Genomic DNA, 12,020 nt, shown 5'->3' with positions numbered 1-12,020 from the left:
GTTGCGCTGCCAAGATAAATTAGTAATATATGCCGCCGTTGCCAAGACATCTTGCAAGATGTTAAAGCGGCAGGGAAATTGGGTCGTTAGCTCAGTTGGTAGAGCAGTTGACTTTTAATCAATTGGTCGCAGGTTCGAATCCTGCACGACCCACCAATTTCTGAAGTAGCAGTAACCACAACAGTGGGTGATTAGCTCAGTTGGTAGAGCATCTCCTTTACACGGAGGGGGTCGGCGGTTCGAGCCCGTCATCACCCACCACTGTTATGGGTCGTTAGCTCAGTTGGTAGAGCAGTTGACTTTTAATCAATTGGTCGCAGGTTCGAATCCTGCACGACCCACCATTCTTAGAGAATGGCTGCAATAGAGAATCGTAAAGGATGAGAACCGTAAAGGTTCGAGTCTCGCAAAGCGAGACAACATCACTCCGGTGATGGCCCGCAAGGGCGAGGCCAAAGGCCGAGTTATCCTGCACGACCCACCATTCTTAGAGAATGGCAGCTTCAGAATCGGTTTGATGTGGCAAAGTAAAGGTCCGAGTCGAGTACCCGTCGAGTTGTCCTGAACATCCCCATCCTTGTTTTCCGCGAGTCGGTTTTTTGTGACCTATTCGCCATCAGCAGTAAACCACATCAGTGGGTCGTTAGCTCAGTTGGTAGAGCAGTTGACTTTTAATCAATTGGTCGCAGGTTCGAATCCTGCACGACCCACCACTCTTTGATAGAGCAAGGTGTTAAATCGTCAGGATGAGAACCGTAGAGGTTCGAGTCTCGCGAAGCGAGACAACATCACCCCGGTGATGGCCCGTTAGGGCGAGGCCAAAGGCCGAGTTATCCTGCACGACCCACCACTCTTTGATAGAGCAAGGTGTGAAAAATAGCAGTACCACAGCAGTGGGTGATTAGCTCAGTTGGTAGAGCATCTCCTTTACACGGAGGGGGTCGGCGGTTCGAGCCCGTCATCACCCACCACACTGCGGGTCGTTAGCTCAGTTGGTAGAGCAGTTGACTTTTAATCAATTGGTCGCAGGTTCGAATCCTGCACGACCCACCAATTCAGAAAAAAGCGCCTTTTGGCGCTTTTTTCGTTTCTGTAATACCCAAACCTGACTTTATCCTCTTGCCAACAGAGTTCACCGAATCGTGCAGGATAAGACAAAAGCATTTATGCTTTTGAACAGCGCTTGCGCTGGCCCGAAGGGGCCGTCTATGAAATAGGCGGATAGCCGTAGAGGTTCGAGCATCGCGTAGCGATACGACAATGCGCAGCGTTGCCCGCAGGGTGAGGCCACAGGCCGAATCAATCCTGCACGACCCACCAATTCAGAGAAAAGCGCCTTTTGGCGCTTTTTTCGTTTCTGTTACCCCACACCCGAATCTTTTGCTTTCTCGTTTCAACACTGCATCGATCGGCATCTCGCTCTTCTCTGAACGCCATACGCCCCACCAGGACATTATCCGTCGTGATCTGCGTGGTCAATGTCTGTGTTTTTAATCTATTAAACACTGAGTGCGTAAATATGAAAATATCAGCGGACTTTTCGCGCGGTTTTAGGTATTTTGTTTAGTATATAAAACGAGGGGCGTTGCGGCAGGCGATATTCACGCGGCAGGCGCCCAGCCTAGCATGAGATTGCAGCGATGAGTGAAATGTTTGATGTCAACGCGGCGGTGTATCCCTTCCCGCCGAAACCGGTACCGCTGGACGTAGCGGAAAAAGCCTTTTATCGCGAGAAGATCAAAACCCTGCTCAAGCAGCGCAACGCGGTAATGGTCGCCCATTATTATACCGACCCGGAAATCCAGGCGCTGGCGGAAGAAACCGGCGGCTGCGTGGCGGATTCGCTGGAAATGGCGCGTTTTGGCAGCGCGCATCCGGCTTCGACGCTGTTGGTGGCCGGCGTGCGTTTCATGGGGGAAACCGCCAAGATCCTCAGCCCGGAAAAGCAGGTGCTGATGCCGACGCTGTTTGCCGAATGTTCGCTAGATCTGGGCTGCCCGGAAGAGGAATTTCATGCGTTTTGCGACAGTCATCCCGATCGCACCGTGGTGGTTTATGCGAATACCTCGGCGGCGGTCAAAGCGCGCGCTGACTGGGTGGTGACCTCCAGCATCGCCGTCGAACTGATCGAGCATCTGGATAGCCTGGGCGAGAAAATTATCTGGGCGCCGGATCGTCATCTCGGCAGCTATGTGCAGAAGCAGACCGGCGCCGACGTGCTGTGCTGGCAAGGTGCCTGCATTGTCCATGACGAGTTCAAGACCCAGGCGCTGCGGCGCATGAAGGCGCTCTATCCGCAGGCGGCCATCCTGGTGCATCCCGAATCGCCTCAGGCGGTGGTCGAGCTGGCGGATGCGGTGGGATCGACCAGCCAACTGATTCAGGCGGCGAAAACATTGCCGCATCAACAGCTGATTGTCGCCACCGATCGCGGTATCTTTTACAAGATGCAGCAGGCTTGTCCGGACAAGGAACTGTTCGAGGCGCCGACCGCCGGAGAGGGCGCGACCTGCCGCAGCTGCGCGCATTGCCCGTGGATGGCGATGAATGGCCTGAAGGCGATTGCCGAAGGGCTGGAGCAGGGGGGCGCGCAGCATGAGATCCACGTGGACGCCGCGCTGCGTGAAAAGGCGCTGGTGCCGCTGAACCGCATGCTGGATTTCGCCGCTCAGCTTAAGATGCAGGTTAAAGGCAACGCTTAACCGTTTAAAAGGATGACCTCATGAGCTTCTTCAGTACCAGCAATATTCTGGTGCATATTCCGCTTGGCGCGGGCGGTTACGATCTGTCGTGGATCGAAGCCATCGGCACACTGTTCGGGTTGCTGTGCATCTGGTACGCCAGCAAGGAAAAAATCATCAACTACCTGTTCGGCCTGATCAACGTCACGCTGTTCGCGGTGATTTTCTTCCAGATCCAGCTGTACGCCAGCCTGCTGCTGCAGCTGTTTTTCTTCGGCGCCAACATTTACGGTTGGTATGCCTGGAGCCGCCAAACCCAGGATAACCAGGCCGAGCTGCAGATCCGCTGGCTGCCGCTGCCGAAAGCGTTGGTCTGGGCGGCGGTTTGCGTCATCGGCATCGGCCTGATGACTTTCAACATTGACCGCGTGTTCGCCTGGCTGACGCAGATTGCGGTGGCGGTGATGCAAGGGCTGGGGCTGAACGTGCAGATGCCGACGCTGCAGCCGGACGCGTTCCCATTCTGGGATTCGGCGATGATGGTGCTGTCCATCGTGGCGATGATCCTGATGACGCGCAAGTACGTGGAAAACTGGTTGCTGTGGGTGGTGATCGATGTCATCAGCGTGGCGATCTTTGCCTACCAGGGCGTGTATGCTATGGCGCTGGAGTATGTCATTCTGACGCTGATCGCCCTGAACGGCTCCTGGCTGTGGATCAAGAGTGCCGGGCGCAACCATTCCAATCCGTTATCTTCCGCTCCGTAATAACAGCAGAGGGCGCCGTGATGGCGCCCTCTTGGCTTAGTGGCGATGCCCCAGGTGCGAATGCGCTTCGGCATGTGAGTGTTCACTCGGCTCCGGCGCCCGGTTGATGCCGCAGTCCGGCGTCTCACAGTGCCGGTACTCCATCTGAATGGTCACGTGGCCAATCTTGTAGTGTTCCAACAGATAAGCCTGAATGCGTTGCAACAGCCCATCGTGGTCATGCGGCGGGATCACCTGCGCATGCAGCGTCATCAGCTTCTGTTCGCCGATCTGCCAGACGTGTACGTGGTGGATATTGCGCACTTCCGGGATGTTCAGGCACAGGTCTTTTTGCAGCTTGGCGATGTCGACCTCCTGCGGCGTGCCTTCCAGCAGCTCGTGGAAGCTCTCCTTCAGCAGCCGCCAGGCGCTGCGCAGCACCAGACAGGAGACCAGCACCGACAGGATCGGGTCAATCGGCGTCCAGCCGGTGGCAAGAATGACAATGGCGGCGACGATGGCCCCCACCGAGCCGAGCAGGTCGCCCAGTACATGCAGCGCGGCCGCCCTCACGTTGATATTTTTCTCTTCGTTGCCGCGATGCAGCAGCCAGAAGGCGAACAGGTTCGCCAGCAGCCCCGCTATGGCGATGATCAGCATCGGAGTGCCCATCACCGGCTGGGGTTCGAAGAAACGCCGTATCGCCTCCCACAGGATGAATACCACGATCACCAGTAGCGCCGCGGCGTTGAGGAAGGCCGCCAGGGTGGTCAGGCGCAGATAGCCAAAGGTGTGGCGCGCGTTGGGCTTGCGCTGGGAAAAGTGCACCGCCATCAGCGCCACCAGCAGCGCGGCGGCATCGGTCAGCATGTGCCCCGCGTCGGCCAACAGCGCCAGCGAGCCGGACAACAGGCCGCCGACCACCTCGGCCACCATAAAGACGGCGGTGACTAAAAAAGCGGTCAGTAGGCGTTTACTATTACTGTCTTTCGGCAGGTGTACGTGTGGAGTGTCCGACATTATTCATCCTTATGCATAGCGAAAGTGGGGGCGGCGGCGATCAGAGCGTCCAGCTCCGGTTCTATCTGCGCCACTAACGCCTTTAATTTAGTATAAGCGGCGGCGGCAAGCTCGCCCCGACGTGCGGTTTCCACCAGTTGCTGGCACAGCTGCGCGGCTTCCGGCAGCTGCAGCATCAGCAGGCTGCCCTTGATGCGGTGCGCCGCCTGTTCCAGGCGTGACCAGTCGCTCGCGGCGACGGCATCCGCGAGCCGCTGCCGGTCTTGCCGCAGCGTGTCGCTGAGCGTCTGCGCCAGCCGCTGCATCATGGCGCGATCGCCGCCCGCCATGTCGGCCAGCATTTGCCGCAGGTCAGTAAGGACTAACTTTTCTTCCTGAACCTGCGGTTGCTGAGCCAATACCTGGCCGATCGCCGCCAGTGAAATCGGCTTGGTCAGGAAGTGGTCGATCGCCACCAGCCCTGGCGGGATGCGGGTAAACTCCTGCACGTCTGCCGAGCAGAGCACGATGCGGCAAGGCGGGCGCCGTAGCCGCTGTTCGTCGCGGCGGATCAGCCTGGCCAGCGTCAGGCCGTCCGGGCGCGGCATGTTATAGTCGATAAACAGCAGATCGAAAGGCTGCCGGCGCTGAGCCTTCAGCAGCGCATAGCCTTGTTCAAAGCGGGCCGGCTGCAGCCCGAAGTGGCGCAGCTGGCGTTCCAGCAACAACAAATTGGTGGGATGGTCGTCGATCAGCGCGGTACGCAAGGCGGAAGACGGCAGAGCAAAGGTGTGCTCCTCCTGGGCGCCAGCCGTCGCGGCGCCGCTCAGCTCGACCGGTATCGCGACCTCGACGCGGGTGCCGACGCCCGGCTGCGAGTGCAACTCGATGCGGCCGCCCATCTGTTCGACGATTTCTTTGCAGATCGACAGGCCCAAACCGGTACCTTGCACCGAGATGCGTTGCGCGCCGCGCGCGCGGTAAAACGGTTGGAACAACTTGCCTACCTCATCGGCGGCGATGCCGCAGCCGCTGTCGTTCACCGTTAACTGCAACTCTCCCCGTCGTTCATCCTGTGCGCGCCAGCCGACGTCGACCTGAATGGCGCCGCGCGGCGTGAACTTTATCGCGTTGTTTATCAGGTTGTTAGCCACCTGAAGTAAACGCTCACCATCAATAATCACCGCCTCCGGCAGCGCCGGATCCGCCACCACGCTCAAGGTCAACGGCCGTTCGCCGATAAGCGGCCGGTAAAGGGCGTCGATGCGCGCGACCCAGGGGCGCAGCGCCACCGGTTTCGGCGCCAGCGTCAACGACCCGGTTTCCAGCCGCGCGTGATCCTGCAGGTCGTTGAGCAGGTTGAGCAGCGATGAGGCCGAACTGTAAATCACCGGCAGGCCTTCCGGCGCAGGTTGGCGTTTGAGCTCCAGTTCCAGCAGGCCGAGGATGGCGTGCATCGGCGTGCGCAGTTCATGGCTGACGGTGGCGAGGAATTTGCTCTTCATGCGATTTTCCGCTTCGGCGCGGCGGCGCGCCTGCTCGAGCTCTTCGCGTTCGCGTTTTTCACGGCGCTGCAGCATGAAACGGCGCAGCGTCAGCGCCAGCAGCAGCACGGTGGCGGCGGCCAACAGCGCCAGCAGCCAGGTGGTCTGCGGCGGCATGCGGTTGTCGTTCACCGCGTCGATCAGGTTGCTGCGGTCGACGATCCACTCGTCGCGCAGCGATTGCAGGGTATCCGCCGGGATCTGCATCAGGTTCTTATCGAGGATCGCCAGCAGCAGCGGTTGATCGCGGCGCACGCCGAAGGCCACCGGATAGGGGATGTTGTTGGCGGCGAAGGCCAGCTTGATGGCGCCGGAATAGCGCGACAGCGCCAAAAAGTTGGCGGAGATGACGTTATCCACCAGCGCATCCAGCTGGCCGTTGGCCAGCGCGTCGTACATCGATTTGCTGTCGGCGAAGCTTACGGTCTGTTCCTGCTCCGGCACCAGCCCCTGAGCCAAATCGCCCTGCAATACGCCGATGCGCTTGCCGGCCAGATCGCCCCAGGTCGAGACGCCGTTGGCATACTGGCCGACGTAAACGCCCCACAGCGAACGGTGGATCGGCATGCTGGCGCCGTAGCGCGCCTTGACGCCGCGCGCCAGCGGCAGGGCGGCGCGGAAGCTGGCCTGGCCGGATTGCACCAGCTGATCGGCCTGCTCGGCGTTGCGCGCCCACAGCGGCGCGAAACGCAGCCCGGTGTTTTGCGCGATGATGTTGAGAATATCGATGGCATAGCCGCGCGGCTGGCCGTCGGAACCGCGGTAGGCGAACGGGAAGTTGTTCTCGATGGCGGCGTAGTAAACCACGCGGTGGCTCGCCACCCAATTCTTCTCCATCGTCGTCAGATCGGCATTGCCGGTATCGAGGTAGCTGGGGATCTTTTTGCTCCAGCGGCTCTGCAGGGCATTCATCAGTTCCATCGGCGCGTCGGCGATGGCGGTGTCCAGCGTGTCTATCAGGCGCGGGTCGGCGGCGGCGAACACGAAGGAAAGGTTGCCCAGGTTCTCGTTGCTTTCAATCTGATAGAGCTGGCCGAGCTGCAGCTGGTCGATGATAAAGCTGGCGCTGGCCTCGTCGGCGATAAAGTAGTCGCTGCTGCCGTTCAGCAGCGAATAGACCGCCTGCAGATTGTTGTCGTAGCGCTGGATCTGCGACGCCACCGCCTGCAGGGCGCCGCCGGACTGCATGTCGGTCAGCGCGCCGATCGCGACGCGGGCGTTGGCGGAATTGAGCATCACCGGCCGATCGTTGCTGCGATCGCGCAATACGCGCAGGTTGCTGACGTAGTAAGGCTGGGAGATCTCCAGCCCGTGCAGCGCTTCGCTCTGCGGGATGCCGTACAACAGATCGACCTTGCCGTCGTGCAGCGCCTGCTCCAGCTGGGTCAGGTCGGCGAAGCCGTAAATGGCGAAGCGGATGCCGGTTACCTGCTGGATATAGCCGAGGTAGTCGGCGTTCAGCCCATACAGATCGTCATCCACAATGATGTTGTACGGGCTGGTGTTCTCACTGATGATGCCGACGCGCAGCGTGCGGTCGCGCCAGGGATTTTTCTCGCCGACGATCAGCATATTCTCGGGGGGATTCAGGTTGCTGACCAGCTGATAGCGCACCGGCTCCGCCGCCTGCGCCAGGCCGCACCACAGGATCAGCAGCAGCAGGGCGCGGCGCATCATGGCGCCAGCTCTTTAAACACCGCCACCAGCTCCAGCAAATTGCCGGCGCCGGTTTTGCGCTGGATGTTTTTCTTGTGCGTGCTGACGGTCTTGTTGCTGATGTGCAGCCGGTCGGCGATCTGCAGGTTGGACAGCCCCTGGCTCAGCAAACCCAGCACTTCGAGCTCCTTGGGCGTGAGCAGCCCGCCGTCCGCCGTCGGCGCTTCTTCGGCCAGCGCGGCAGTGGGGAAACTGGTTTCACCGCCCAGCACCTGCTCGATCGCCTGCACCAACTCCGCCAGCGAGCTGCCTTTGTTGACGAAACCGTCGGCGCCGGCGGCATGCGCCATGCGCGCATACACATCGGCTTCCTGCGCGGTATAGATCAGGATCTTTTGTTGCGGGTAGTGGCGGCGGATTTTTTTCAACAGCTGCAGCCCGTCGACCTGCGGCAGGCCGATATCCAGGATCACCAGGCTGAAAGCGGCCTCGGCCAGCAGAGCCAGCGCCTGGACGTCGTCCTGCGCCGCCTGCAGACGGTAGGGGCGGGATGATTTCATTAGCGCCGCTTCCAGTGCGACATGAACCACCGGGTGGTCATCAACTAATAACAGAGAAGGCATGTTCAACTCGGGTCACTTTATATTCCGATCGCTAGCATAGCGAAAAAGGAGGCTCTGCGCTCCCCTGATGAAACAGCACAATCTGCTGTTAATTTGGCGGTTCCAGCGGCGGGGGGCAAAGGTGATTTACAGCGCCATTCTCACAGGCTAGATTGTTGGGATCTACACCGTTACGCACTGCGAAAGACCCCACGATACCGAATGGAAAAGCTATGAATTACCAAAACGACGATTTACGCATTAATGATATTAAGGAACTCCTGCCGCCGGTGGCTCTGCTGGAGAAATTCCCGGCCACTGAACGCGCGGCAAAGACGGTGTCCCAGGCCCGCAGCGCAATTCACAATATCCTCCGCGGCAGCGACGATCGCCTGCTGGTGGTGATTGGCCCTTGCTCCATCCATGATACCCAAGCCGCCAAAGAGTACGCGGGGCGCCTGCTGGCGCTGCGTGAAGAACTGAGCGGCGAGCTGGAAGTGGTGATGCGCGTGTACTTCGAAAAACCGCGCACCACCGTGGGCTGGAAAGGCCTGATCAACGATCCGCAAATGGACAACAGCTTCAACATCAACGACGGCCTGCGCCTGGCGCGCAAGCTGCTGGTGGAGATCAACGACAGCGGGCTGCCGGCCGCCGGCGAATTCCTCGACATGATCACGCCGCAGTACCTGGCGGATCTGATGAGCTGGGGCGCCATCGGCGCGCGCACCACGGAATCGCAGGTGCACCGCGAGCTGGCCTCCGGCCTCTCGTGCCCGGTCGGCTTCAAGAACGGTACCGACGGCACCATCAAGGTGGCGATCGACGCCATCAACGCCGCCGGCGCGCCGCACTGCTTCCTGTCGGTGACCAAGTGGGGCCACTCGGCGATCGTTAATACCAGCGGCAACGGCGACTGCCACATTATCCTGCGCGGCGGCAAAGAGCCGAACTACAGCGCGGCGCACGTGAAGGACGTCAAAGCCGGCCTGAGCAAAGCCGGGCTGCCGGCGCAGGTGATGATCGACTTCAGCCACGCCAACAGCAGCAAACAGTTCAAAAAACAGCTGGACGTGAGCGCCGATGTTTGCGGGCAAATTGGCGGCGGTGAAAAAGCGATCATCGGCGTGATGATCGAAAGCCACCTGGTGGAAGGCAACCAGAACCTCGAAAGCGGCGAACCGCTGGTTTACGGCAAGAGCGTGACCGACGGCTGCATCGGCTGGCAGGACACCGAAACCGTGCTGCGCGATCTGGCGGCGGCGGTAAAAGCGCGCCGCGGATAACCGCAAACAATGAAAAGGGCCCGATAGCGGGCCCTTGTTTTATCTTTGCCATTGCACTTCTCTATATTCCACGACTTTAAGGCTTACAGTTAATGGGCCAATTAAGTCATTAAGCGACCCCCTTCGCATTATTCCTATTTAAGAAAAGAATAATTGTCACTGCTCGCGGCATTGTGCTTATATAAGACGCTTTTTTTATTCCATAAACCCCGCAGGCCTAATAAGCGGGGGAGTGGTATGACCTTATTCCTTTCAGGATGAAAGAATTATGACAAACAATACCTCGCAGCCGCTGGGGCTGCACCGGATTAAATTCCATGGGAAAGGTGGTGAGTACTTCGCTATTTGGTTAGTCAATGCATTATTGACCGCCCTGACCCTGGGCATCTATTCCGCCTGGGCGACGGTGCGCCGTCGCCGCTATTTTTACGGCAACACGGAATTGGACGGCGATCGTTTCGACTACCATGCACAACCGCTGCAAATTCTGAAAGGGCGGCTGTTGGTGATCGGCGGCATCATCGTGTTTTATATCTTGCTGGCGATAACGCCACTGTTGGGGCTGCTGGCTTTGCTGGTGTTGCTTGCCCTGCTGCCGTGGATCGTTATCCGCAGCTGGCGCTACAATGCGATTATGTCGAGCTATCGCGGCGTGCGTTTTAATTATGTCTGCCGCACCGGGCGCGCCTATTGGGCTTTACTGTTCTGCCCGTTATTGCTGATTATCGGGCTGTATGTCGGTCTGATCATCTTGCTCGGCATTGGCAGCGGTCTTGGCAGCATCAACGCCATCGCTTTTATGCTGGTGCTGACGTTGATTTTGGCCGTGCCGGCATTTGCGGCGGTAAATGGTATTATTAGCGCACTGCAGCATGATTTGTACGTTAATAACCTGTTCTTCGGGCGCACACCGTTTATTGCCGAACTGAAGAAATCGGCCTTTATCAAATTTGCCTTGATCGGCCTGCTCATATTCCTGCCATTTATGTTGGTCGCGTTGGTGTGCATCGGTTCGTTCTTCTTTACTCTCTATCAGATGGTGTTGATGGGTCTGTTGACCAACGAAGCCATTGATGTGCTGGTGCTGGACAATATCAGCAGCCTTCTGCTGATGATGGTGGTGCTGTTGATCGGCGCGCTGGTGGCCAGCAGCTACCAGGTCGTTGCCCAGCGCAATTATCTGTTTAACCAGGCAAGGCTGAACGGCGACATCAAGCTGCATTCCTCAATGAAAACGCTGCCATACATGGGATTGTTGATCACCAATACCCTGATTACCCTGTTCTCGCTCGGTTTGGCGACGCCGGTGGCGGAAGTGCGTCATGCCCGTTATCTGGCGGCCTGCACGGCGGTTGAAGGCGATCTGGCGCTGCTGGACATTACGGCGCATCAGGAAAGCGCCAACAGCGCGGTGGCCGAAGAAGCGCTGCAGGCGCTGGATCTGGGCGGCAACTTCTGAGGCGCCGATGATCCTTGAAGGCGCTTATCAGTTGCCGGGACGGGCCGCACGTGAGGCGGCTCGTCTGCTGGTGAACGAAAGCGGCGAAGGCGTGACGTTGCAGCGGCAGGATGAACAGCGTTACATCCCGCTGACGGACATCACCGTTTCTGCCGCGCTGGGCAATATTCCGCTGACGCTCACCTTCAAGGGCGGCGGGCGCTTTGTACCTGACGACGACGCGGCCTTTCGCCGCTGGTTCTATCAGCGCCGTTCGCCAGGGTGGGTGCATCGTCTGGAACGCCATAAACGCGGCGTCGCCCTGGCGCTGCTGATGACGCTGCTGGCGGTAGTGGCTTACGTTTATGTGGTGCTGCCGTGGGCGAGCAGCGAGATCGCCATGCGCATCCCCACCTCGGTGGAACAGACGCTGGGCAAACATACGCAGACGTTTTTGGACCAGAGCGGCTTCGCGCCCTCTGCACTGCCGGCCGAGCGGCAACGGGCGTTGCAGCAGCTATTCCGGCAGGTGATGCCGGCCGAGATGCGCCAGGAGCGCACGCCGCTCTCGCTGAAGCTGATGGCGGCGCCCGGTGCGCCGAACGCCTTTATGTTGCCCGACGGCACGCTGGTGCTCAGCGATAGCCTGGTCACCTTGTCAAAAAACGACGATGGCCTGGCGGCGGTGATGCTGCATGAGATGGGGCATCACGCTCATCGTCACCCGATGCGCATGTTAGTGCGTTCGTCACTGGTGGCGTTGACGCTGATGTGGATGACGGGTGACGTCAGCGGCATCGGCGATACGCTGCTGCAGTCTGCGTCCTTCGTGAATGAGATGCAGTTTTCTCGCGGGATGGAGCGTGAGGCGGATGCGTTTGCGATAGCGGAAATGCAGCGCCAGGGGCGTTCGCTGGCGGAAATGGCGGCGATCTACCGCGCGTTGGCGCAGGCGCCTGAACGAGAAAAGACCGATGACTGGGCGCTGCCTGCCTGGCTCAGCACCCATCCGGCGATGCAGGAACGGCTGGACGCGGTGAATGAGGCGATGGCGCAGCAGCAATAAAA

At 59.2% G+C, this 12,020-nt stretch carries 8 protein-coding genes, 6 tRNA genes and 2 other RNA genes; 13 read left to right on the top strand and 3 right to left on the bottom strand.

Annotated elements, in window-relative coordinates:
- Positions 1–80 precede the first annotated feature (80 nt).
- From ACMGF9_RS17445 to pnuC, 10 genes are all read left to right on the top strand, one after another.
- Positions 81–156, top strand: a tRNA-Lys gene (locus ACMGF9_RS17445).
- 29 nt (positions 157–185) lie between these two features.
- Positions 186–261: transfer RNA gene (locus ACMGF9_RS17440), tRNA-Val, on the top strand.
- 7 nt (positions 262–268) lie between these two features.
- Positions 269–344, top strand: a tRNA-Lys gene (locus tag ACMGF9_RS17435).
- 15 nt (positions 345–359) lie between these two features.
- Positions 360–484, top strand: a non-coding RNA gene (locus ACMGF9_RS17430) — RtT sRNA.
- A gap of 153 nt (positions 485–637) precedes the next feature.
- A tRNA-Lys gene (locus ACMGF9_RS17425) sits at positions 638–713 on the top strand.
- A gap of 13 nt (positions 714–726) precedes the next feature.
- Positions 727–850: non-coding RNA, RtT sRNA (locus ACMGF9_RS17420), on the top strand.
- Between the two features lie 45 nt (positions 851–895).
- Positions 896–971: transfer RNA gene (locus tag ACMGF9_RS17415), tRNA-Val, on the top strand.
- Between the two features lie 6 nt (positions 972–977).
- A tRNA-Lys gene (locus ACMGF9_RS17410) sits at positions 978–1,053 on the top strand.
- Between the two features lie 587 nt (positions 1,054–1,640).
- Positions 1,641–2,702: a quinolinate synthase NadA gene (gene nadA / locus ACMGF9_RS17405; protein WP_015376982.1), complete on the top strand. Its 1,062-nt coding sequence runs from the start codon at positions 1,641–1,643 to the stop codon at positions 2,700–2,702.
- Positions 2,703–2,722: 20 nt separating this feature from the next.
- Positions 2,723–3,448, top strand: coding sequence for a nicotinamide riboside transporter PnuC (gene pnuC, locus ACMGF9_RS17400; protein WP_015376983.1), 726 nt, complete (start codon positions 2,723–2,725; stop codon positions 3,446–3,448).
- 36 nt (positions 3,449–3,484) lie between these two features.
- On the opposite strand, the gene zitB is transcribed toward pnuC, so the two are convergent.
- Genes zitB through ACMGF9_RS17385 form a run of 3 tightly spaced genes read right to left on the bottom strand, consistent with a single transcriptional unit; the run spans position 3,485 to position 8,249 of the window.
- Entirely contained in the window at positions 3,485–4,447 is a 963-nt protein-coding gene (zitB, locus tag ACMGF9_RS17395) for a CDF family zinc transporter ZitB (protein ID WP_015376984.1), read from the bottom strand.
- Positions 4,447–7,647 carry an ATP-binding protein gene (locus tag ACMGF9_RS17390; protein WP_312425403.1) on the bottom strand — a complete coding sequence of 1,067 codons (3,201 nt, stop codon included), beginning with the start codon at positions 7,645–7,647 and terminating at the stop codon, positions 4,447–4,449. Before ACMGF9_RS17390 ends, zitB begins: the two co-directional genes overlap by 1 nt.
- Positions 7,644–8,249, bottom strand: a complete 606-nt coding sequence (locus ACMGF9_RS17385; protein WP_049242094.1) for a response regulator — start codon at positions 8,247–8,249, stop codon at positions 7,644–7,646. Before ACMGF9_RS17385 ends, ACMGF9_RS17390 begins: the two co-directional genes overlap by 4 nt.
- A gap of 212 nt (positions 8,250–8,461) precedes the next feature.
- Between ACMGF9_RS17385 and aroG the strand changes: the two genes are divergently transcribed.
- The 3 genes from aroG to ACMGF9_RS17370 all read left to right on the top strand — a co-directional run bounded on the left by aroG (position 8,462) and on the right by ACMGF9_RS17370 (position 12,018).
- Entirely contained in the window at positions 8,462–9,514 is a 1,053-nt protein-coding gene (gene aroG / locus ACMGF9_RS17380; protein WP_015376987.1) for a 3-deoxy-7-phosphoheptulonate synthase AroG, read from the top strand.
- A gap of 268 nt (positions 9,515–9,782) precedes the next feature.
- Positions 9,783–10,973 (top strand): YjgN family protein, encoded by a 1,191-nt coding sequence (locus ACMGF9_RS17375; RefSeq protein ID WP_015376988.1) that lies wholly within the window; start codon positions 9,783–9,785, stop codon positions 10,971–10,973.
- A 7-nt stretch (positions 10,974–10,980) separates the two neighbouring features.
- Positions 10,981–12,018: a M48 family metallopeptidase gene (locus ACMGF9_RS17370; protein WP_004939835.1), complete on the top strand. Its 1,038-nt coding sequence runs from the start codon at positions 10,981–10,983 to the stop codon at positions 12,016–12,018.
- Positions 12,019–12,020 lie beyond the last annotated feature (2 nt).

This window comes from Serratia sp. BNK-23 (genome assembly GCF_047456145.1).
GTDB classification, from domain to species: Bacteria; Pseudomonadota; Gammaproteobacteria; order Enterobacterales; family Enterobacteriaceae; genus Serratia; species Serratia nematodiphila.
Note: the sequence above shows the minus strand (reverse complement) of the source record. Positions and strands in the feature narration are given on the sequence as shown.